Annotated in this window: 21 protein-coding genes; 11 read left to right on the top strand and 10 right to left on the bottom strand. The window is 61.7% G+C overall.

Going from position 1 to position 22,361, the window contains the following annotated elements; translation table 11 throughout:
• Positions 1 to 23 precede the first annotated feature (23 nt).
• Together DNK50_RS11280 and DNK50_RS11275 are read right to left on the bottom strand one after the other, a co-directional pair.
• Positions 24 to 623, bottom strand: a complete 600-nt coding sequence (locus DNK50_RS11280; protein WP_112194060.1) for a class I SAM-dependent methyltransferase — start codon at positions 621 to 623, stop codon at positions 24 to 26.
• Positions 624 to 724: 101 nt separating this feature from the next.
• Complete coding sequence (locus tag DNK50_RS11275; RefSeq protein ID WP_112194058.1) at positions 725 to 2,095, bottom strand: glutamine synthetase family protein; 1,371 nt, start codon at positions 2,093 to 2,095, stop codon at positions 725 to 727.
• 344 nt (positions 2,096 to 2,439) lie between these two features.
• Here DNK50_RS11275 and DNK50_RS11270 point away from each other — a divergent pair, with 344 nt between their 5' ends.
• Complete coding sequence (locus tag DNK50_RS11270; protein WP_099587462.1) at positions 2,440 to 3,213, top strand: transporter substrate-binding domain-containing protein; 774 nt, start codon at positions 2,440 to 2,442, stop codon at positions 3,211 to 3,213.
• Between the two features lie 48 nt (positions 3,214 to 3,261).
• Entirely contained in the window at positions 3,262 to 4,101 is an 840-nt protein-coding gene (locus tag DNK50_RS11265) for a cache domain-containing protein (protein ID WP_112194056.1), read from the top strand.
• A gap of 71 nt (positions 4,102 to 4,172) precedes the next feature.
• Here the strand turns inward: DNK50_RS11265 and DNK50_RS11260 are convergent, their stop codons facing one another.
• Together DNK50_RS11260 and pobA are read right to left on the bottom strand one after the other, a co-directional pair.
• Positions 4,173 to 5,690 carry an MDR family MFS transporter gene (locus DNK50_RS11260; RefSeq protein WP_112194054.1) on the bottom strand — a complete coding sequence of 506 codons (1,518 nt, stop codon included), beginning with the start codon at positions 5,688 to 5,690 and terminating at the stop codon, positions 4,173 to 4,175.
• 66 nt (positions 5,691 to 5,756) lie between these two features.
• Complete coding sequence (gene pobA / locus DNK50_RS11255; protein ID WP_177411607.1) at positions 5,757 to 6,941, bottom strand: 4-hydroxybenzoate 3-monooxygenase; 1,185 nt, start codon at positions 6,939 to 6,941, stop codon at positions 5,757 to 5,759.
• A gap of 189 nt (positions 6,942 to 7,130) precedes the next feature.
• On the opposite strand from pobA, the gene DNK50_RS11250 reads away from it, so the two are divergent.
• Positions 7,131 to 8,009, top strand: a complete 879-nt coding sequence (locus DNK50_RS11250) for a helix-turn-helix domain-containing protein (RefSeq protein ID WP_099587466.1) — start codon at positions 7,131 to 7,133, stop codon at positions 8,007 to 8,009.
• On the opposite strand, the gene DNK50_RS28920 is transcribed toward DNK50_RS11250, so the two are convergent.
• Entirely contained in the window at positions 8,002 to 8,178 is a 177-nt protein-coding gene (locus DNK50_RS28920) for a hypothetical protein (protein ID WP_177411513.1), read from the bottom strand. The genes DNK50_RS11250 and DNK50_RS28920 overlap by 8 nt on opposite strands.
• Positions 8,179 to 8,278: 100 nt before the next feature.
• A complete protein-coding gene (locus DNK50_RS11240; RefSeq protein ID WP_112194048.1) occupies positions 8,279 to 9,184 on the bottom strand; it encodes a LysR family transcriptional regulator in 906 nt (301 codons plus the stop codon).
• A 107-nt stretch (positions 9,185 to 9,291) separates the two neighbouring features.
• On the opposite strand from DNK50_RS11240, the gene DNK50_RS11235 reads away from it, so the two are divergent.
• On the top strand, positions 9,292 to 10,158 hold the full coding sequence (locus DNK50_RS11235) for an MBL fold metallo-hydrolase (protein ID WP_112194046.1): 867 nt from the start codon (positions 9,292 to 9,294) through the stop codon (positions 10,156 to 10,158).
• Positions 10,159 to 10,192: 34 nt separating this feature from the next.
• Positions 10,193 to 10,807, top strand: coding sequence for an NAD(P)-dependent oxidoreductase (locus DNK50_RS11230; protein ID WP_112194044.1), 615 nt, complete (start codon positions 10,193 to 10,195; stop codon positions 10,805 to 10,807).
• Between the two features lie 115 nt (positions 10,808 to 10,922).
• On the opposite strand, the gene DNK50_RS11225 is transcribed toward DNK50_RS11230, so the two are convergent.
• Positions 10,923 to 11,801 carry a LysR substrate-binding domain-containing protein gene (locus DNK50_RS11225; RefSeq protein WP_112194041.1) on the bottom strand — a complete coding sequence of 293 codons (879 nt, stop codon included), beginning with the start codon at positions 11,799 to 11,801 and terminating at the stop codon, positions 10,923 to 10,925.
• A gap of 110 nt (positions 11,802 to 11,911) precedes the next feature.
• Between DNK50_RS11225 and DNK50_RS11220 the strand changes: the two genes are divergently transcribed.
• The 4 genes from DNK50_RS11220 to DNK50_RS11200 all read left to right on the top strand — a co-directional run bounded on the left by DNK50_RS11220 (position 11,912) and on the right by DNK50_RS11200 (position 17,696).
• Entirely contained in the window at positions 11,912 to 13,537 is a 1,626-nt protein-coding gene (locus tag DNK50_RS11220; protein ID WP_112194039.1) for a 5-guanidino-2-oxopentanoate decarboxylase, read from the top strand.
• Entirely contained in the window at positions 13,534 to 14,976 is a 1,443-nt protein-coding gene (locus tag DNK50_RS11215) for an aldehyde dehydrogenase family protein (RefSeq protein WP_112194037.1), read from the top strand. The genes DNK50_RS11220 and DNK50_RS11215 overlap by 4 nt, the downstream gene beginning before the upstream one ends.
• A 459-nt stretch (positions 14,977 to 15,435) precedes the next feature.
• Positions 15,436 to 16,623: a cyanate transporter gene (locus tag DNK50_RS11205; protein ID WP_112194035.1), complete on the top strand. Its 1,188-nt coding sequence runs from the start codon at positions 15,436 to 15,438 to the stop codon at positions 16,621 to 16,623.
• Positions 16,624 to 16,760: 137 nt separating this feature from the next.
• A complete protein-coding gene (locus DNK50_RS11200) occupies positions 16,761 to 17,696 on the top strand; it encodes a LysR family transcriptional regulator (protein WP_099587475.1) in 936 nt (311 codons plus the stop codon).
• 16 nt (positions 17,697 to 17,712) lie between these two features.
• Here DNK50_RS11200 and DNK50_RS11195 read toward each other — a convergent pair whose 3' ends face one another.
• Together DNK50_RS11195 and DNK50_RS11190 are read right to left on the bottom strand one after the other, a co-directional pair.
• Complete coding sequence (locus DNK50_RS11195; RefSeq protein ID WP_112194033.1) at positions 17,713 to 18,075, bottom strand: 5-carboxymethyl-2-hydroxymuconate Delta-isomerase; 363 nt, start codon at positions 18,073 to 18,075, stop codon at positions 17,713 to 17,715.
• Between the two features lie 45 nt (positions 18,076 to 18,120).
• Positions 18,121 to 19,044: a LysR substrate-binding domain-containing protein gene (locus DNK50_RS11190; protein WP_099587477.1), complete on the bottom strand. Its 924-nt coding sequence runs from the start codon at positions 19,042 to 19,044 to the stop codon at positions 18,121 to 18,123.
• Between the two features lie 246 nt (positions 19,045 to 19,290).
• Between DNK50_RS11190 and DNK50_RS11185 the strand changes: the two genes are divergently transcribed.
• Positions 19,291 to 20,595: an MFS transporter gene (locus tag DNK50_RS11185; protein ID WP_099587478.1), complete on the top strand. Its 1,305-nt coding sequence runs from the start codon at positions 19,291 to 19,293 to the stop codon at positions 20,593 to 20,595.
• Positions 20,595 to 21,353: a substrate-binding domain-containing protein gene (locus DNK50_RS11180; protein WP_099587572.1), complete on the top strand. Its 759-nt coding sequence runs from the start codon at positions 20,595 to 20,597 to the stop codon at positions 21,351 to 21,353. The genes DNK50_RS11185 and DNK50_RS11180 overlap by 1 nt, the downstream gene beginning before the upstream one ends.
• Here DNK50_RS11180 and DNK50_RS11175 read toward each other — a convergent pair.
• Complete coding sequence (locus tag DNK50_RS11175) at positions 21,345 to 22,247, bottom strand: LysR family transcriptional regulator (RefSeq protein WP_099587573.1); 903 nt, start codon at positions 22,245 to 22,247, stop codon at positions 21,345 to 21,347. The genes DNK50_RS11180 and DNK50_RS11175 overlap by 9 nt on opposite strands.
• Between the last annotated feature and the right edge of the window lie 114 nt (positions 22,248 to 22,361).

Genomic DNA, 22,361 nt, shown 5'->3' with positions numbered 1-22,361 from the left:
AAGAATAGCCCTACGGGACGGAGTTATCCTTTCTTACGCAGCACATAGACCCGCCACAGGTTTGAGCCTGGCATGAATTCCTGCTGGTTCAGGACTTTGAAGCCGGCCTGGCGAAACTCGTCGTCTACCGCATTGCGCGAATTGACCGAGACAATCACCGTATCGCGGCTCACGCGGTGAAACTCGCGCAGCAACGCCAGGCGTCCCTCGCTGTTGGGCACATGGCGAAACAACTCCAAACAGAAGATGCAGTCCACCGCGTTCTCCGACAAACCGATGGAAAACGCCGAACCCTGAAAGGTCTTGACCCGCTTGAGCAGCGCCGCCGGGTGGTGGGTGCACGCGTGGTCGAGCATGTCCTGGGAATTGTCCGAGGCGAGGATCACCCGGTTGATGTGTTCGGCCAACACCGGCCAGAAACGCCCTGAACCGCAGGCCAGGTCAAGGATCAACCCCGGTTCGCCGGCAACCTTGAGCGCCTGGCGCACCAGCCACTCGTCACGCCACGACGCCAGCCGCCGACGCAGTCCCGGTGGGCGCGTGTCTGCGCAGACCTTGGCATGTTCAAGGCCGCAGCGCTCGGCGTATTCGATCTCGATGGAGGATGGTGGTTGTGGCGACATCACGGGCTCATTGGGGTTAAACAGGGGTGAACGACCTTGATTCGCAGCTTAACCAGCGCAACGTGAAAAAAAGGTCGAAGCGTCCACTCCCCTTCATCCACTCAGGCCTGATGCAGGTACCAACGCCAATCCTGCTCGCCCACCTCGCCCATGAACTGGCGATACTCAGCGCGTTTTACCGCCAGGTACACACCGAGGAATTCACTGCCAAACGCCTCTCTGGCCCAGCTTGAGCCTTCCAGCGCACGCAAGGTGGTGAGCCAATCGGTGGGCAGAAACTCCGTAGCCTGGGCGTAGCCGTTGCCTTCCACCGGCGCGCCGGGGTCGCGCTGTTCGCGGATCCCTCGGTGAATGCCGGCCAGGATCGCGGCAGCGGCCAGATAAGGGTTGGCGTCAGCGCCGCAGATGCGGTGTTCGATATGCCGCGAATGTGCCGGGCCACCGGGCACGCGCAAGCTGACGGTGCGGTTGTCCACGCCCCAGGTGACGGCCAGGGGCGCGTAGCTGTTGGTTTGGAAGCGGCGATAGGAATTGGCGTTGGGGCAGAACATCAGCAGGGAATCGAGCAAGGTGCCGAGCATCCCGCCCACGGCCTGACGCAGCAGCGGCGTGCCGTCGGCCGCCTCGCTGGCGAACAGGTTATGGCCTTGGGCATCCGCCAGGCTGACGTGCATGTGCATGCCGGTGCCTGCCAGGTCGTCGAACGGCTTGGCCATGAAGCACGCCGTCATCCCGTGCTTGTGCGCCACGCCCTTGACCAGGCGCTTGTAGCGCACTGCTTCGTCCATGGCTTGCAGCGCGTCGGCGCGGTGTTCCAGGGTGATTTCCACTTGGCCGGGGGCGTATTCGGAGATGGCCGTGCGCGCCGGGATGCCTTGCAGCTTGCAGGCGCTGTAGAGGTCGGCGAGGAAGGGCTCGATCTGCTCCAGTTCGCGCAGGCCGTAGACCTGGGTCGAACGCGGGCGACCGCCATCCCTATCCCGCGCTGGTTGCGGGCGGCCGTGGCTGTCGGGCTTCTGGTCGAGCAGGTAGAACTCCAGCTCGGCCGCCATCACCGGGTAATAGCCATCGGCGTTGAGCCCATCGATGACCCTGGCCAGCACATGCCGGGGGTCGGCCACGGTGGCGGGCAGGCCTTCGGTGGGGTGCATGCTGACTTGCACCGCTGCGGTGGGGATCAGCCGCCACGGCATGCGCTGCAAACTGCCGCTGATGGGGTAGGCGCGGCAGTCGATATCACCCACCTCCCACACCAGGCCGGAGTTCTCGACGTCATCGCCATTGATGGTCAGGCCGAGGATGGTGCTGGGCAATGGCCGGCCGCTTTCATACACCGCCACCAGTTCATCGCGGTGCAGCAACTTGCCACGCGGTACGCCGTTGTTGTCGAGGATAAACAGCTCGAACATCTCGATGTCCGGGTGCTGCTCAAGGAAAGAGTGGGCTTCGTGCAGGCTGGCGAAATCGCGCATAGGGTTTCTCATACGTTTGCTTCAGGCAGATGCGCACACAGGCGCGTCATCCATGGGGTAAATCAACGTAGGAGAAAGGCATCCGGCGGGCGCGCATGCCGGCAATGGAACAGCGCCCAGAATGCCAGTATGGACGGCAGTGTCGCGAGGTGAGTGGCGGCGGAACCGTCCATGGGCGCATCACGGTGATGGAGATGCCCGCAGCCTCACACGCCGGGATAGGCGCGTAAATTCAGGGATGACGGAGTTTGGTTACGCGCCGGCTAAACATTCGCCACGCCTTGCCACCCTGCCCCGCGCTGGAAATAATGGCTGCCCCCACCCTGCCCCAAGGACTCGACCGCATGAAAGCACCCTTAGCCCTGTGTGTACTGGCGAGCCTGGCCACCAGCGCCCTGGCCGACACTGCCCCGTCACGCCTCGACGAGGTGCTCCAGCGCGGCACCCTCAGCGTATGCACCACCGGCGACTACACGCCCTACACCAAGCTGCGCGCTGATGGCACCTATGAAGGCATCGACATTGCCATGGCCGAGTCCCTGGCCAAGAGCCTCAACGCGAAGATCACCTGGGTGCCCACCACCTGGAAAACCCTGATGCCGGACTTCCTCGCCCAACGCTGCGATATCGCCGTCGGGGGGATTTCGGTGTCCCTGGAGCGCCAGAAAAAAGCCTTCTTCAGCCAGTCCCTCGGCGTCGACGGCAAGATTCCGCTGGTGCGCTGCGCCGATGTGCAGCGCTACCAGACTGTCGAGCAGATCAACCAGCCCCAGGTACGGGTGATCGAACCGGCAGGCGGCACCAATGAAGTGTTTGCCCGTGCCCACCTGGGCCAGGCGCAGATCCGCCTGCACGACAACGTGACCATCTTCGACGAACTGCTCGCTGGCAAGGCAGACGTCATGATCACCGACGCCAGCGAAGCCCGTTACCAGCAGAAGCAAAAGCCCGGCCTGTGTGCAGTCAATCCTGAGCGGCAGATGCAGTACAGCGAAAAAGCCTTTTTGCTGCCCCGCGATGACGTGGCCTGGAAAAGCTATGTCGACCAGTGGTTGCACCTGAGCGTCGCGACCGGTGTGTACCAAGGCATTGTCGACCAATGGTTGGCAGCGCCCTAGCCAAGGCCGTCTACGCTCTTGTCACATCAATAACAACGAGGACGGACCATGAAGGGAATGCTCCGCGTCACCTGGCTGCTGCTGTTGTGTTTCAGCCAAGTGCACGCCGCCACAACTCAGGATGAGGACGCGCAGGCGGCCAAGGCCCTGCTGGAAAAAGCCCTGGCCTACTACCAGAGCAATGGCGACAAGGCCTTTGCCGCGTTCAGCCGCCAAGGGGAATTTATCGACCAGGACCGTTACGTGTTCGTGATCGATACCCAGGGCGTACTGCTGGCCAGCGGCGGTCCCTCCTCCGTGTTGATCGGCCGGGACGTCAAAGAGGTACTGGGGCCGGACTTGCGCGAGTCGTTCAAAACCGCGCTCACGACACCGCAAGGCCAGGGCATCCAGCAGGCGGATTATCGCTGGCAGAACTGGAACGACGGCAAGGTCGAGCACAAGCACGTGTTTTATCAGCGGGTGGGTGAACGCATCCTGGCCGTGGGCTATTACCTGCCACGGGCGACCCCGGAACAGGCCCGGGCCTTGCGCAACAAAGCGGTTAACGCGTTGCTCAAGGATGAAGCCGGTACGCTCAAGGCCATCAACTCATTGCAGGGCGGCTTCCTGCAGGATGATCTCTATGTGTTCGTGGTCGACCTGGACACCCAACGCTACGTGGCCCACGGCACCACCCTGCGGCTGATCAACACCGACTTCAGCAAGATCAAGGACCCGGACGGCAGACCGGTCGGCGAGCCGATCCTCAAGCTGATGGCGGAGCAGGATCAGGGAGAATACAAATACCGCTGGAAAAACCCGGTGACGGACAAGGTCGAGAACAAGCATGCCTATGTGCGCAAGGCCGGGCATTTCATGGTTGCGGTGGGTTACTACAGCCCGTGATCTGGACGCGGATGCCTGAAATTGTGGGAGGGCGCTTGCTCCCTCCCACACGTTGATCTCTATCGCGCCAGTTACTTCGCTTTGTCTTCCCGCCCGCGCAGCACCCGATTCGGCATCGCAATCGCCGCCGCCAACCCCAGCAACGACACCGCCGCACTCACCATCAGCAAATGCCTGAACGTCACCCCCAACTCCCCGCGCAGTGCATCCTGCGCCGGGCCTGGCGCGGCGTTCAGACCGTCGAGCAGCACATTGCCAGAACTGCCCTCGGCCACCAGCGCACCGCTGGCCAGATGCGCGAAGCTCGAATCCTGCAACAACGCCAGCAGCAGCGCCGACATGCACGCCACGCCCACCGCACCGCCGAGGGAACGGAACAGGTTGGTGGTGCTGGTGGCGACGCCGATGTCGCGCTGTTCCACCGAGTTTTGCGAGCCCACCAGGGAGGTGGGGAATTGCATCCCGGCGGCGATCCCGCACAGCAGCATGAACACACCGGTCAGCAGCACATCCTGGGGCGCACTGAAGGCCATGCCCAGGATTGCCAGCGGGCTTAACAGTGCGCCACTGAGAATCATCGGTTTATAGCGCCCGGTCACTGAGGTCATGCGCCCGGCGGAATACGCGCCAATCGGCAAGCCAATCGCCAGGGGCAACAAGTGCAAGGCCGCACTGTCGGCACCGCCTCCGGTTACGGTCTGAAAGCGCAGGGGCATCAGCACCGTCAGGGAAATCGCCTGGAAACTGGTGAAAAACACCGTGCACCAGCACAACACTGCGCTGCGGTTGACGAACAGGTGCATCGGCAGCAAAGGCTCCCGCGCACGGCGCTCGTGCCACACAAACAGCGTCAACGCCACCAGCGCGCAGGCCAGCAAGCCCAGCACCTCAGGGTCACGCCAATGATGGCCCTGGCCGATTTCGGTAATACCCAGCAACAAGCCGGTCAGGCCGACGATCATCAAGACGGTACCGAGGTAATCGATGATCGGCTTGCGCTGCGGCACCGGCAGCCCTACCAGCGTGCGATGCGCCACATACCAGGCGCCGGCGCCCAGCGGCAGGTTGATCAAGAACACCCAGCGCCACGACAGATACTCGGTCATGTAACCGCCCAACACCGGCCCGGCCACGCTGGCCACTGCGTACATGCTGCTGAAATAGCCCTGGTAGCGCCCACGCTCACGGGGCGGAATGATGTCGCCGATGATCGCCTGGCTCACCGAGATCATCCCGCCGGCACCAATGCCCTGCAGCACCCGCGCCAGCACCAGTTGCTCCATGTTTTGCGCCATGCCACAGAACAGCGATGCCACGGTGAACAAACCCATGCCGATCAGCATCATCGGCCGGCGCCCGTACAGGTCGCCAAGCTTGCCGTAGATCGGCACCGCCACCGTCATTGCCACCATGTAGCCGGAGATCACCCAGGCCAGCAGGTTGACGTCGTGAAATTGCGCGGAGATAGCGGGCATGGACACAGCGACGATGGTCTGGTCCAAGGCACCGAGAAAGATCGCCATCATCAACGAGGCGAGGATACTGCGCACCGCCGGGAGCGGTGGCGTAGGCTGATTGAGCTGAGTCACGACAGAACCTTCAAGCAAGGCCCGTAGGAAAAGACGGCCCACGGGAATGCTGAATACGATAGCAGGCTATTCGATAGCCTCGTAAGGAAGCCCGACGTAATTTTCCGCAATGGTTTTGCGCCCGGCTTCGGAGTGGATGAAGTACTCCAGTTCGCTCTGAGCGATGCGCTGGCTGAAACCGTCCGCCTCCGGGAATTGATGCAGCATCGAGGTCATCCACCACGAAAACCGCTCGGCCTTCCACACCCGGCGCAGGCAAATGGCCGAATAGCGCTCCAGCAAATCCACGCGCCCCTCGCCATAGACCTTGAGCAGAATCCGGAACAAGGTGCTCACATCACTGGCCGCCAGGTTCAGGCCCTTGGCGCCGGTGGGCGGGACGATATGCGCGGCATCCCCGAGCAGGAACAGGCGCCCGTACTGCATCGGTTCCACCACAAAACTGCGCAGCGGCGCGATGCTTTTTTCAATCGATGGGCCGGTGACCAACTGCTCGGCCAGGCGGCTGGGCAGGCGGGTTTTCAATTCATCCCAAAAGCGTTCGTCCGACCATTCGTCCAACGGTTCTTCGGCAGGCACTTGCAGGTAATAACGGCTGCGGGTCGGCGAGCGCATGCTGCACAGGGCAAAGCCACGGGGGTGCTTGGCGTACACCAGTTCGTCGTGTACTGGCGGGGTGTCGGCGAGGATGCCCAGCCAGCCGAAGGGGTAGACGCGTTCAAAGATTTTCAGTGACTCAGCCGGGATCGACTGGCGCGCCACGCCGTGAAAACCATCACAGCCGGCGATGTAATCGCACTCCAGGCGGAACGCCTCGCCCTGGTGTTCGAAGGTCAGCCAGGGTCGATCAGTTTTAAGATCATGGGGCTGCACGTCACGTGCTTCGTAGAACGTGACGGCGCCGGCCGCGTCACGGGCGGCCATCAGGTCGCGGGTGACTTCGGTCTGGCCGTAGATCATCACCGATTGGCCGCCGGTCAGGGCCTTGAGATCGATGTGGGTGAGATGCCCGTCCAGCGCCAACTCAAAGCCGTCATGCACCAGGCCTTCGGCATCCATGCGTTGGCTGACACCCGCCTGGCGCAGCAGGTCGACCATGCCTTGCTCCAGCACCCCGGCGCGAATGCGGCCTTGCACATAATCGGCGCTCTGGCGCTCTAGGATAAGGGTCTCGATGCCGGCATTGTGCAGCAGCTGGCCGAGCAACAGTCCAGAAGGACCGGCGCCGATAATGGCGACTTGGGTTTTCAGCGTTTTCATTATTTTTATCGCCCGCAAGTTCCACTCGAACGGATCAAGTGAAAGAGTTGTCATTGATCTTATGGCTGACATTTTTCACTTGAGTGAACGGCATAAGAAGGTGAAAACTGCGACAAACCCTGCGCTTTTTGCCAATTTGGGCGATTACCGCACAACCGTCCTGAGTATCGGATTGAAACCATGACAGACACTGCGATTCCGGTCTTCAAGCTTTACGGGGAAAACCAGCAATGGCCGACCCCCGATTTGTTGCACTGCGAAACCATTTCCCGGCGCAGTCGGGAATACCAGTGGGAAATCCAACCCCACCGGCACGCGGATCTGTGCCAGCTGCTGTATGTGCACAAGGGCCAGGCCCAACTGGAAATCGAAGGCCAGCGCACCACGCTCAACGAAGCCACGCTGCAGGTATTGCCGCCGTTGTGCGTGCATGGCTTTCGTTTTGCCGAAGATGTCGAAGGGTATGTGGTGACACTCTCAGCGCCACTGGTGAGCCACTTGCAGGCACAACTGGGTGCCACGGCGGGCGGTTTGCAAACCTTGGGAAGTTACCCGGCCGGCAAGGACAGTGACTACCTCAACGCCCAGTTCGCCCGCCTGCAGGACGAATACGCCGACGACCAACCGGCCCGGGACATGATGATGCACGCCCTGGTCAGCGTGCTGCTGGTGTGGGTCAGCCGCCAGGCCATCCAGCGCCGCCATCCGCGCGCGCCAAGGGGCCGCGAGTATTTCCGGCGGTTTACCCAATTGGTCGAACAGCACTATCGGGAACACCCGAAGATTGAGGATCTGGCCCACAAGCTGGGTATCTCGGTCTCACACTTGAATGGGACATGTCGGGAACTGGGTGGGCAGCCTGCGTTGCAGATCATGCATGACCGCCAATTGCTGGAGGCCAAGCGCCTGCTGACTTACACCAGCATGACCATCAATGAAATGTCGGAGGTGCTGGGGTTCTCCGACCCGACCAACTTCTCTCGGCTGTTTCGCCGACGGGTCGGGTTCTCACCCAAGGCGTTTCGCGAGCAACTCAAAGCCGAATCGCCGGCTACCTGAGCGCGCTGAAACTGCCGGTGTGGGGCACGCATTGGTCCTGATGGCAGCTGATCGCAAAGGTCGGCTGCATGCGGGTCTGTTCGACGCGGTAGGCGGCAGTCCCGTACAGCGCACTGGCCAAGGCGCAGAGCGTAACAATCATCAGGTATTTTCTGGTTTTAATGCTCATGGCACAGACCTCTGGACGGATCCACACGGTGCTGTTTAAAGCATAGGCCAGCCAGGGCGAGTTGCCATTATTGGACGACATTCAACAGGCTTATGTCGCCTTACAGACCGACGTCCCACGCCGGCTCTTCAGGGAATCTCAATACCAGGAAATCCAGCAGGCTGCGCAGCGCCGACGGCATGTGTTTGCGTGAGGCGTAGACCGCGTAGATATTCATCTGCCGAGGCTCGGCGTGGGGCAGCAGGCGCACCAGTTCGCCACGGCGGATGTGATCGCCGGCCTGGTAACTGGGCAGCATTGCCACCCCGGCGCCGGCCAGCGTCAGGCGTAACAGCGTGCTGGCCTCGTTGGCCGTGATATTGCCGTGCACTGGCACCGACACGTGCTCGCCGTGCTCCTCGAAATGCCACAGGTTTTTGCCGAAGTACGAGTGGGTCAGGCAGTTGTGCCGGGCCAGGTCTTCGACTTTTTGCGGGGCCGGAAGCTCGCGCAGGTACGCCGGGGTGGCGCAGACCACCGAGCGACAGACCGTCAGGCGCCGTGCGATCAGGTTCGGGTCCAGATCATTACTGGTGCGGATGGCCAGGTCGATGCGTTCATCCACCAGGTTCACCGTGCGGTCGAGCATCTGCAGGTCGACAGTGACCAAGGGGTAGCGCTTGACGTACTCGGCAATGGCCTCGGCCAATTGCGCCTGGCCGAACGAGGTGCTGACACTCAGGCGCAGCAGGCCACGGGGCGCGTCATCCGGTTCGCTGACGGCGGCCTGCATGTCGCCGCACAACTCCAGCAATTGTCGGCAGCGCGGCAGGGTTTCGCTGCCTGCCGCCGTGAGGCTGAGTTTGCGCGTAGTGCGGTGCATCAGACGCGCACCAACCCAGTCTTCCAGCTCGGCCAGGTAACGTGAGACGACCGGGCGCGACAGGTCCAGGTGGTCGGCGGCGGCAGACTGGCTGCCCAGGTCCACCACGGTGACAAACACGCGCATTGCTTGAAGACGATCCATGATTTGCCCGATTTCAGAAACAAACTATGTTCCAGCATCGCATTTTTAGTCCCGTTTGGTGCAACTAAGCTCTGTGCATCCTTTGAACCGATTGCTGGAGCTGTCCGATGTTCTCAACCCTCAAGCGCTTGACTCTGGCCACCGCCGCCCTGGCATTTGCCGCCCATGCGTCGGCGGCCGACCTGACCCTCGATGTGTACAACCCTGGCGAAGCGGCGATTTTCCCAGTGACCTCGGTGCTGGTCAGCGGCGCCAAAGACGCGATCCTGGTGGACGCACAATTCGGCAAAGGCCAGGCCGAGCAACTGGTACAGAAGATCCGCGCCAGCGGCAAACACCTGACCACCATCTACATCAGCCATGGCGACCCGGATTACTACTTCGGCCTCGACACCCTGACGGCTGCGTTCCCGGAGGCCAAAGTGCTCGCGCCACAACCGGTGGTCGACCATATCAACGCCACCGTGGCCGGCAAACTTGAGTTCTGGGGCCCGAAAATGGGCGCCGACAAACCGGCTAAAACCATCGTGCCGCAGGTGCTGCAAGGCCACAGCCTGACGCTGGAAGGTAAGCAGTTGGAGGTGATCGGCCTGGACGGCCCGCAGCCGGATCGCAGCTTTGTATGGATCCCGTCGATCAAGGCCGTGGTTGGTGGCGTCGTGGTCGCCGAAAACATTCACCTGTGGATGGCCGACACCCAGGGCGCGCAATCCCACAAGGACTGGCTGGCCACCCTGCAACGCATCGAAAACCTGAAACCGCGCACCGTGATTCCGGGTCACTACCTGGGTACGCCGTCCCTGGCTTCGGTCAAATTTACTGCTGACTACATCAAGGCCTTCGACGTAGAAACGGCCAAGGCCAAAGACTCCGCCGCCCTCATCGTAGCCATGAAAACGCGTTACCCCACCCTGGCCGACGAAAGCTCCCTGGAGCTGAGTGCAAAAGTTGCCAAGGGCGAAATGAAGTGGTGAAACCTCTCACACCTTAACCGTACTGGAGAACGTCATGAGCAAGATCGCAATCATTGGGGCCACAGGCCGTGCCGGCAGTCAATTGCTGGAAGAAGCGTTGCGTCGTGGGCACAGCGTGGTGGCTATCGCGCGCAATACCGAATCCATCGATGTGAAGCCAGGTGTGACCGTCAAAAAAGCTGATGCCTTGAATGCTGACGAGCTGCAAAAAGCTGTCAGTGGAAGTGATGTGGTAATCAGTGCCGCACACTTCGCGACCGTGCCAGCCGAGGCGTTGATCGGTCCGGTGAAGAACGCCGGTGTGAAGCGCCTATTGGTAGTGGGAGGCGCTGGCTCGTTGTTGTTGCCGACGGGAGAGCGCGTCATCGACAGCGCCGGATTCCCTGAGGAATATCGGGCTGAAGCAAGTGCTGGCAGTGTGTTTCTCGACAAACTGCGTCAAGAAAAGGAGTTGGATTGGTCCTTTCTCTCGCCCTCTGCGGAGTTCGTTGAAGATCTCCGCACTGGCGACTTCAGGTTGGGGCAAGACCACTTGCTCATAAGTGAGAAAGGAAGAAGCTGGATCAGCTTCTCCGACTATGCGATTGCACTAATCGACGAAGTAGAAACGCCAAAACATTCGCGCCAGCGCTTCACCGTCGGTTACTGACACAACTAGGTCAAGAAATGTGGGAGGGGGCTTGCCCCCGATAGCGGTGGTTCAGTTGGAGCATCTTTGACTGACACATCGCTATCGGGGGCAAGCCCCCTCCCACATTTACCCTTCAATGCTCTGGAAATTGCGCCTGGCTCACCAACCAATCCATCAGCGCTTCAAGCCCGGTCGACGGCTTCGTCCCCGGCGGATACACCAGGTAATACCCCATCCCCGTCGACACCCGCAGTGCGAACGGCATGACCAACCGTCCCGCCTTCACGTCCTCGCCAATCAACGCGCTATCGCCAATCGCCACCCCGGAACCCTGGGAGGCCACCGTCATTGCCAAGTCCAGCGTTTCGAAATGATGACCCTGGCTCAGATTGCTCACATGGGTATTCGCCGCCTTCAACCATAACGCCCAATCCCGCTCATCCCGCGTGGGATGCAGCAGCACCTGTTGCTGCAAACCCTGCGGTGCGTGCAAGCCCGTCAGTAAACCCGGCGCGCAGACTGGCGTGAGTTGCTCGTCGAACAAATGCCGCGCCTCGGCGGACTGCTCGGCGGCGGGCGCGTAGATCACCGCTGCGTCGAACTGCTCGCGGCGAAAATCCACGGTGTAGGCCACGGTGGTGGTGAGCTCCACCGGCACGTCCGGACGCTCCTTTTGCCACTGCATCAAGCGCGGCAGCAACCAGCGCATCACGCAGGTGGACGCCTTGAGCTGCAAGGTCTGGCGGCGATTGCCGATCTGCTCCACGGCGTCACCGAGCAAGCCAAACACCTGCTGCGCCCGCAGTGACCATTCGCGCCCCTCTTCGGTCAGGCTCAAGCCCCGCGCCTGACGCTGGAACAGGGCGTAACCCAAGTGGCTTTCCAGCCCGGCGATCTGCCGGCTCACCGCGCCCTGGGTAATGTGCAGTTGCTCGGCTGCGCGGGTGAAATTGCAGCACTGGGCCGTGACCCAGAAGGTGTGCAGCGCGGGCAGCGGTGGAAGGCGTTTCATCGAGTTCAGCCATGACGTGAGGACATGGCTAGTATGACTTTTAATCGATTGTTGCCGCTATGGGCCAGCCGTTCCAATACCGCCTCGAATCCATAACAAGAGCGACCTGTATGGCGACCTGCGGCGAAGTGTTGGTCAACCTCCTCGAAGGCTACGGCGTGGACCAGGTGTTTGGCATCCCCGGCGTGCACACCGTGGAACTGTATCGTGGCCTGGCCCGTTCCAGCATCCGTCACGTCACCCCGCGCCACGAGCAAGGCGCCGGGTTCATGGCCGACGGCTATGCGCGTACCCGCGGCAAGCCCGGCGTGTGTTTCATCATCACCGGCCCCGGCATGACCAACATCACCACGGCCATGGGCCAGGCTTACGCCGACTCGATCCCGATGCTGGTGATTTCCAGCGTGCAATCACGCAGCCAGTTGGGCGGCGGGCGTGGCAAGTTGCATGAACTGCCGAACCAGAGCGCGATGATCGCGGGCGTGGCGGCGTTCTCCCATACCTTGATGTCGGCGGCGGAGTTGCCAGGTGTGCTGGCAAGGGCGTTTGCGCTGTTCCAGGCCGGGCGGCCGCGCCCGGTGCATATCGAGATCCCGTTGGATGTACTGGTGGAAAACGCCGACGCCCTGCTGGGCAGCGAGCCGATCAACGTGGCGCGTGCGGGTGCCGCACCTGCGGCGATCAAACAGATGGCTCAGTTACTGGCCTGCGCCAAGCGTCCGCTGATTCTCGCCGGAGGCGGCGCCATCGATGCCGCCTGCGCGTTGACCCGCCTCGCCGAAACCCTCGGCGCGCCAGTGGCGCTGACCATCAACGCCAAAGGCCTGCTGCCCGCCGCGCACCCGTTGCTGATCGGCTCGACCCAGACCTTGGTCGCCACCCGCGCATTGGTCGCCGAAGCCGACGTGGTGCTGGCCATCGGCACGGAGCTTGGGGAAACCGATTACGACGTGACCTTCGCCGGCGGCTTTGACATTCCCGGCGCGCTGCTGCGCATCGACATCGACCCCGACCAGACCGTGCGCAACTACCCCCCTCAAGTTGCATTGGTCGCCGATGCGCAAATCGCCGCCGAAGCCTTGCTGGCCGAGTTGGACAGCACATCGTTACCGCCGCGCTGCAGCAGTTGGGGCGGCGAGCGCGTCGCCCGTTTGTGGGCTGAACTGACGCCCACCTGGGACGCCGCGACCCGCGCGCAAACCCTGTTGCTCAACACGGTCCTGGAGACACTGCCCGGCGTCGTCATGGTCGGCGACTCTACCCAACCGGTGTACAGCGGCAACCTGACCCTCAACCTCGACCACCCGCGCCGCTGGTTCAACTCCTCCACCGGCTACGGCACCTTGGGATACGCCTTGCCCGCCGCCATCGGCGCCTGGCTGGGGCGCGGCGATGGGCAACCGGTGGTGTGCCTGATCGGCGACGGCGGCCTGCAGTTCAGCCTGCCGGAACTGGCCAGCGCGGTGGAAGCCCGCACGCCGATCATCGTGTTGCTGTGGAATAACCAGGGCTATGAGGAGATCAAGAAATACATGCTCAACCGCGCCATCGAGCCGGTCGGCGTAGACATCTACACGCCGGACTTTATCGGCGTGGCCAAGGCCCTGGGTTGCGCGGCTGAACGCATCCAGGGCGTCGGATCTTTGCACAGCGCACTGCTGGCCGCCGCTGAGCGCCAAGGGCCGACGCTGATTGAAATCGACCAGGGGCTTTGGATGAAGGAGGTCGCGGTATGAACGCAGTCATAAACGGTGTGTATATCGACGGCGAATGGCGTGCAGGCCATGACGTGCTGGAGGTGATCAACCCGGCGACCGAAACCCGCTTGGCCGAGGTCAGCGCAGGCGACAGTGTTGCCGTGACCCAGGCCGTCGACGCCGCCAGCCGGGCGTTTACCGAGTGGTCAAAAACCACCGGCCACGAACGCGGTGCCCTGTTGCGCAACATCGCCCAGGGCGTGCGCGAACAGCGCGAACCGTTGATGCACCTGCAGTCGCGCAACAACGGCAAGCCGCTGTTTGAGGCCGGCATCGATGTGGACGACGTGATTGCCACCTTCGAGTACTACGCAGCTGTCGCCGAGGACCTGGACGCCGGGCAAGACCGCCCGGTGGCGCTGCCCGGCGATGATTTCAGCGCTCGCCTGCGCCGTGAACCCTGTGGCGTGGTGGGGCTGATCGTGCCGTGGAATTTCCCCATGGTAACCACCGCCTGGAAACTCGCCCCCGCCCTCGCCGCCGGCTGCTGCGTGGTGCTTAAACCCTCGGAAGTCACGCCGCTGGCGGAGCTGCAATTGGCGCGGATCATCGCCTATTCCGGGCTGCCCGCCGGCGTGTTCAACCTGGTCTGCGGCACGGGCCTGGCGGTCGGGGCGCCACTGGCAGCGGACCGTCGCGTGGCGAAGATTTCCTTCACCGGCAGCAATGCAGTGGGCGTGCAGGTGATGCAACGCGCCGCCGAAACCATCAAGGGCGTCAGCCTGGAACTGGGCGGAAAATCTTCGTTGCTGGTGCTGGCGGATGCTGATCTGGACTTGGCGGTAGAACTGGCGTGTGGCGGTGGATTTTTCAATGCCGGGCAAATGTGTTCCGCGACAAGTCGCGTACTGGTGGCCGACAGCCTGGCGGATGAATTCCTGCAACGCCTGCAGGTGCGGGCTGAAGGGATTCACGTGGCGGACCCGTTTGCCGAGGACGTGGAAATGGGCGCGCTGATCAACCGCGCGCAGTATCAACGGGTACAGGCGCATATCCAGCGTGGCATCGAGGACGGCGCGCGATTGCTGTGCGGCGGTGAACGTCCGGCAGCTCTGGCGACAGGTTTTTTCATCCGCCCGACCGTGTTCACCGAGGTGCCGCTGGACAGCGCGTTATGGAACGAGGAAATCTTCGGCCCGGTGCTGTGTGTACGACGTTTCGCGACTGAGGATGAGGCGATTGCCCTGGCCAACGACAGCGATTTCGGCCTGGTGGCCAGTGTGGTCAGCGCCGACGCCGGGACCGCCGAACGCGTGGCGAATGCCTTGCAGGCCGGGCTGGTGTGGATCAACGCACCGCAAGTGATCTTCCCGCAGACCGCGTGGGGCGGCTACAAGCAGAGCAGCATCGGCCGCGAGTTGGGGCCGTGGGGGTTGGCGGCGTTCCAGGAGATCAAGCATGTGATTCGGTCTAATTGACACCGCTTCGACCCATGTGGGAGGGGGCTCGCCCCCGATAGCCATAGGTATCTACACAACTTCCCGTGGATGCTGAATCTATGGCAACTCGGCTGTTGTGGTGAGCGGGCTTGTCCCGCGCTAGGCTGCGAAGCAGCCCCATCAAAGCCACCGCGTTTTTTCAGAAAAACCAAGTTGCCTGGTTTTGGGGCTGCTGCGCAGCCCAGCGCGGGACAAGCCCGCTCACCACAGCGTTATGTATAAGCCTTTGAGAGTTGTGTAGATACCCATGCCCCGATAGCGGTGGATCAGTTACAGATGCTTAGACTGAAACACGGCTATCGGGGGCAAGCCCCCTCCCACATCTCGATTTGCGGTGTTTGTGGGAAATGCATTTTTTAGATACTCCCTGCGACTTTCTCATTTGCCCCCCGCCTCCATGCGTGGCCTGATTCGCCCTTGTTCACTCAAGGTCGGCCCATGGAAAACGTTCAGGCAAAACCCACCACCGCCGTTTGGCTGATGATCAGCGTGGTGCTGGTCGCCCTTAACCTGCGCCCGTCGATGGCGGCCGTGGGGCCATTGTTGTCGTCGATTCGTGGCGATGTGCCGTTGAGTTTCAGCAGCGCGGCGTTGTTGACCATGCTGCCGGTCATGGCCATGGGCCTGGCGATGTTCCTAGGCATGGGCCTGGCCAAGCGTTTCGGCGAGCACCGCAGCATTGTGCTGTCACTGCTGGTAATTGGCGTGGCGACGCTGTCGCGGCTGTTTCTGGATTCGGCGCTGGAGCTGATCGTCAGCGCCATTGCAGCGGGGGTCGGTATTGCAATGATCCAGGCGTTGATGCCAGCGCTGATCAAGTCGCGCTTCAGCGATAACGTGTCACTGTTCATGGGCCTGTACGTCACCGCCATCATGGGCGGCGCGGCGCTGGCGGCTTCGTTTTCCCCTTTCGTGCAAATGCGCACCGGCAGCTGGCGTATCGGCCTGGCGATCTGGGCCGTGCTGGCGTTGCTCGCCCTGATGTTCTGGCTCGCCCAGCGCTCAACTATGCCGCCATTGCCCCAGGCCGGTTCCGGCCCGCAGGCGTCATTTTTTGGCAACCGTCGTGCCTGGTTGCTGGCGATCTTTTTTGGCCTGGGCACCGCGTCCTACACCTGTGTTCTTGCGTGGCTGGCGCCGTACTACGTGGAGCAAGGCTGGAGCGAGCAGAACGCCGGGCTGCTGCTGGGCTTCCTGACGGCCATGGAAGTGGTCTCCGGCCTGATCACACCCGCCATCGCCAACCGTCGCCGGGATAAACGCGGCGTGGTGGCGGTGTTGCTGGTGCTGATCGTCATCGGTTTCTGCGGCCTGATTCTCAGCCCGCAAGCCCTGAGTTTGCTGTGGCCGTGCCTGCTCGGCCTGGGCATCGGCGGCCTGTTCCCCATGAGCCTGATCCTGTCCCTCGATCACCTGGACAACCCGCGCCGTGCCGGCGGCCTCACGGCCTTCGTGCAGGGCATCGGCTACCTGATTGCAGGCTTGTCGCCGCTGATCGCCGGGATGATTCGTGACCAATTGGGCAGTTTCGAATGGGCCTGGTGGTCGCTGACAGCGGTGGTTGTACTGATGCTGCTGATCGTCACGCGCTTCAACCCAAGGCACTACGCGCACCATATCCGCTGAGGTCGTGTTGCAAACATTATTTGTCCCACGGCAAACATAGAAACGCCCTACAGAGCTTTCTATTGGCACGTACGTTCCGTTAAGCTTTTGCGCTGTCTTGTACTGAATTCGGTACAAAGGGTTTACGGACGAAACCGATGTTAAACAGTAACTTGCTCAGAAAACTCGATATGCAGGACTTGATGGTGTTTATCGCCGTCTACGACCAGAGCAGCGTTACCGAGGTGTCCGAAACGCTGTTCGTCAGCCAGTCCACCGTGAGCTACAGCCTGAAGAAGTTGCGCACCAGCTTTGAAGACGAGCTGTTTATCAACACCCGGGCGGGCATGCGTCCTACGTACAAGGCCACCACCATGTACGGCCATGTGCAGAAAATCCTCGAAAGCATCAACCTGTGCCACGCCGGTGGCCAGGCCTTCGACCCGACCCAGAAGGCGGTGACCTTCAACGTCTGTGCACCGGAATACTTCGAACAGTTGATCCTGCCGCGCCTGCTGAAAAGCTTCGACCGTGCTGACCTGCCGGTGATCGTCAATGTGCAGAAGCTGGAAACCCAGATCCCCGCCGATGACCTGCGCGAAGGCCGCCTGGACCTGGTGATCTGCTTCGGCCCGCACTTTCATCGCGCCCACAAAGACTTCAAGACCCAGATGCTGCTGGAGGACGACCTGGTGTGCGTCTTCGATAAACGCTCGGCGCCCAGGGAGCCGGCATTCAGCCTGCAATCCTTCGTCGAACGACGCCACGTGTTCCCCACGCCGTGGACCTCCGACACCAACATGATCGACGGCTGGCTGGCGCGCCAGGCCCACAAGCGTCATGTGGTTGCCCGGGCCAACAGCTACAGCGCCGCCTTGAAGATGATCACCGGCACCGACTTTATCGTCACCCTGCCGCGCCGCGTGCAAAAGCTGTTGGCGCCAGCGGCGGTGTTCGGCCATTGCGAGGCGCCCAACGGGTTGCCGGGGTTCACCCTGGACATGCAGTGGAACGAAACCAGTGAACAGGACAGTGCCAATACCTGGTTTCGCGAGCAGGTGGTGAAGGTCTGCGCAGACCAAGGATTACTCTAAGCCCTGCGCAAGGGTGTCAGCCGATGGCGGCTTTGCTGTAGGAATCACGGTCCATATCCACCAACTGGACGCTCAGTTGAACCTGTAAAGCCGCTGGCCAATCGCCGAGATCCTGCAACGCCGCCAGCAGGCTTTGCGACAACTGCTGCTTGACCTGCGGTGACCGCCCACTGAGCAGCGACAGCTTCACCGCGATAAAGCCACGCGGATTGAGGGAAGTGCCCACCTGAAAACTCTCAAGCTTCACCGCACGGCTTTTGATATCGAACTCGGAGCCGAACTGACCGGACGCCATCAGCACATTGTTGAGCCGCAACAGGGTTTTATCGACGGCCAGGTCTGTCAGGTTGGCGGTGTATTCCAGGTGCAGGTGTGGCATGGGTTGCTCCGAGCTTGTTGTAGGAAGATTCTTGAATATATCGCGTCAGGCCTTGGTGCCCAAGCCTCTATCGCTCATGAATGCCTCCAGTCGCGAGCGCACCCAACGCTCGGCCGGGTCGGTGTCGACGTGGCTGAGCCAGACCATGGACAAATCCAGCGTCGGCGTCTCGAACGGAAACGGCTCACAAAACAGATTGCCCGACACCGCCATGGCTTCGGCGGTGTAGTCCGGCAGGCTGGCGATCAGGTCGGTGCCGGCCAGCAAGGCAGGCAACGCGCTGTATTGCGGCACCGACAGCACCACGTGGCGCTTGCGGCCGATCTCGGCCAGCCACTCATCGGCAAACCCTGACACGTTGGCGGTGTGGGACACCAGCACATGGGGTCGTGAGCAATATTCATCGAGGGTCAGCGGCGTGTCCGAGGCATCGGCGCGCAGCAGTCGCGGGCGGATATGGCGCAGCAACTTGCGCTTGGCATTCGCCGGCAGGCCACGGGTTTGGGTAATGCCTACGGTGATGTCGCCGGACGCGAGCAGGTCGGGAATGCGCCAGTAATCCACATGCTGCACCACGAACACCACTTGCGGCGCCTCCTGGCGCAACGCGCGCAGCAGCGGCGGCAACAGACCGAACTCGACATCATCGGACAGCCCGATACGAAAGGTCATGGTGCTGATGGACGGGTCGAAATCGTGGGTCAGGCTCAAGGCCGACGACAACGAATCCAGGGCCGGCGACAAATGCTGGATGATTTCCTCGGCGCGCGCGGTGGGCTCCATGCGATGGCCGACACGAATGAACAACGGGTCGTTGAACAAGGTACGCAGGCGGTTGAGGGCCGAACTGATGGTCGGCTGGCCGAGAAACAGCTTCTCGGCAACCCGCGTCACATTGCGCTCCAGCATCAGTGCTTCGAAGACCACCATCAGATTGATGTCGGCCTTGCGTAATTCATTGCGATTCATCGGCGCCTGCCCTTTCCCCAAGACAGGTCGCAGTGTAGAAAGCGCGGCGTGCGGCGTCTATGCGCATCGTGGGGTGCTCCGTCGCCACAGTGACAGCCACACAAAACGCTTCAGCATTTTCTGATTGATAACTTGAACGCATCAATAAATCCAAATCTTTCACTTATCATTTCTAAATGTGTCAGCCACTATCCTCAGTCTTAAGCGAAACAAGCACTTTAAAAAGAACGCTGGAGACACAAAACCATGACTAGCCCTTCCCGGCCCGACGCTGCCAGCTCGAAAATTGGCGCGGTATTTCGCGTTACTTCGGGCAACTTCCTCGAACAGTTCGACTTCTTTCTGTTCGGCTTCTACGCCACCTACATCGCGGCGGCGTTCTTCCCGGCCGCTAATGAGTTTGCGTCATTAATGATGACCTTCGCCGTGTTCGGCGCAGGGTTCCTGATGCGCCCCCTCGGCGCGATCATTCTGGGTGCCTATATCGACGACGTGGGTCGCCGCAAAGGGCTGATCGTAACTCTGTCGATTATGGCCAGCGGCACGCTGCTGATCGTGCTGGTGCCGGGTTATCACACCATTGGCCTGTGGGCTCCGCTGCTGGTGTTGCTTGGGCGCTTGCTGCAAGGCTTCTCGGCCGGTGCGGAACTGGGCGGCGTGTCGGTGTACTTGTCCGAGATGGCCACACCCGGCCGCAAAGGCTTCTACACCAGTTGGCAGTCGGGCAGCCAACAGATCTCGATCGTGGTCGCCGCTGCGCTGGGTTACGGCCTGAACGTGTGGATGGAACCGGCGGTGGTTGCCGACTGGGGCTGGCGCATTCCGTTTGCCGTCGGTTGCGTGATCATCCCGTTTATCTTTGTGCTGCGTCGCAACCTGCAGGAAACCGAAGAGTTCGCCAACCGCAAGCATCGCCCGACCATGCGCGAAGTGCTGGCCACCCTGGTAAAAAACTGGACCGTCGTGATCGGCGGCATGCTGATGGTGGCCATGACCACCACCGCGTTCTACCTGATCACCGTGTACGCGCCGACCTTCGGCAAGACCGTGCTGCAATTGAGCACGTCGGATGCCCTGCTGGTGACCTTGTTGGTGGCGGTGTCGAACTTTGTCTGGCTGCCCATCGGCGGCACCTTGAGTGATCGCTTTGGCCGCAAGCCGGTACTGATCGCCATGACTGCGCTGACGGTTCTTACCGCGTATCCAGCTCTGTCCTACGTGGTAAATGCACCGAGCTTCGGCCATATGCTGGAGACCCTGCTGTGGTTCTCCTTCCTCTATGGCATGTACAACGGCGCGATGATCCCGGCGCTGACCGAAATCATGCCGGTGGAAGTGCGCGTGGCGGGCTTCTCGCTGGCCTATAGCCTGGCAACCGCGATCTTCGGTGGCTTTACCCCGGCGATCTCCACCTGGTTCATCCACATCACCGAAGACAAGGCTTCGCCGGCCTACTGGATGATGTTTGCGGCAGTGTGTGCGCTGTGTTCGACCCTGGCGTTGTACCGCCGCGCCAACACGCGCGGGCAAGTGATGCAGGGGGCGGCATGATGCAGCCTCTGTTCAAGACCCTGGCGGGCCTGGCCCTTGGCGCGCTGGCGCTGACGGCCCAGGCCGAGGAGCTCAAGGTGATGACCTCCGGTGGTTTCACCGCCGCCTATAAATTGCTCGGCCCGCAGTATGCCCAGCGCAGCGGTGACACCCTCGATACCATTCTCGGCCCGTCCATGGGCAAGGCGCCGGAAGCGATTCCCAATCGCCTGGCCCGGGGCGAACACGCCGATGTGGTGATCATGGTCGGCTACGCACTGGATGACTTGATCAAACAAGGCAAGGTCGATCCGGCGTCCCGCGTGGAACTGGCAGACTCGCGCATCGGCCTGGTGGTGAAGGCAGGCGCGGCGAAACCCGCCATCAGCACCGACGCAGAATTGAAAGCGGTGCTGAGCAAGGCCAAATCAGTGGCCTACTCGGACAGTGCCAGCGGTGTGTATGTTGAGAAAGAGCTGTTCAAGAAGCTCGGCATGCCGGCCAAGGGCACGATGATCGAACGCATCCCGGTGGCTGAACAGGTGGCCAAAGGTGACTACGAAGTGGGTCTACAGCAGGTAGCAGAATTGTTACCGGTAGCCGGCGTGACCTATGTGGGAAAAATCCCCGAAGACGTGCAATCAGTAACGCGCTTTGCCGCAGGCATTCCGGTGAACGCCGAACACCCCGCGCAGGCCAAGGCGCTGCTGAAGTACCTGGCGTCGCCCGAGGCGCAACCGGTGGTGCAATCCACCGGCCTGGACTCGGTGTCACGCTGACCGAAACGGCATCTCCCGCACCAACCGCTCCAACTCCAGCGCCGCCGGCGGCAATGTCCGCCCGCGGCGTTTGATCAAGCCAACATTGCGCATCACCTGCGGCTCTACCAGCGGCACACTGACCAGAATCGGGTGTTCGCACGCCGGCATCGCAATCGATGGCACCATCGCCACGCCCAACCCCGCTTCCACCAGACCAATCATGGTGGTCACGTGGTGCGTCTCGCAGATACTCGGCTTCTTCACTCGCACGCCGCGCAAGGCCTGGTCCAACAGGAAGCGGTTGCCCGAGGTCTTGTCCACGGTGATGTAGTCGTGCTCGTAGGCTTCGGCCCAGGTCACGCTGTCCCGTTCTGCCAACGGATGATCACGCCGACAGGCCAACACGTAGCGCTCCTGCAACAGCAATTCGAATTCCACTTCATCGGCCAGGCTGCCGCTGAAACTCACGCCAAAATCCGCCTCGCCACTTTCCACCGCCTGGCACACTTCGCCAGCACTGGCGTCCAGCACCCGCAGGCGAATCTTCGGATACAGTTTGTGGAATTCGGAGATCACATGGGGCATGAAGTAGTACGCGGTCGAGGGCACGCAGGCGATGGTGACATTGCCCATGCGCGTGGACGCGACGTTACTGATGCCCATCAGCGCGATGTCGAGATCGTCGAGCATGCGCTCGACTTGCGGCAGGAAGGCACGGCCCACCATGGTCAGGCTGACCCGCCGCGTGGTGCGTTCGAACAGCTTCACGTCGAGGGCGGATTCGAGTTTTTCGATGCGTCGGCTGAGGGCCGGTTGCGAGATACGGATGGCCTCGGCGGCGCCGCGAAAACTGCCCTTGTCCACCACGGCGCGGAAGGCTTGGAGGTCGTTGAGGTCGAAGTTGATGATCACGGGAGTCGCCAGTGTGGTCGATTTGACCGGCATTATCTTACGAATGCGTTAGCGCATGGCCCACGCGCATTGAAAAAAAACGCACCTGCGTAGGCTGCACGCCCTCAACCTGAC

Origin of the sequence: Pseudomonas sp. LG1E9 (genome assembly GCF_003290225.1) — a bacterium.
Classification (GTDB): Bacteria; Pseudomonadota; Gammaproteobacteria; order Pseudomonadales; family Pseudomonadaceae; genus Aquipseudomonas; species Aquipseudomonas cyclaminis.
The sequence above is the reverse complement of the archived record's forward strand: the minus strand, read 5'-3'. Positions and strand labels throughout refer to the sequence as shown.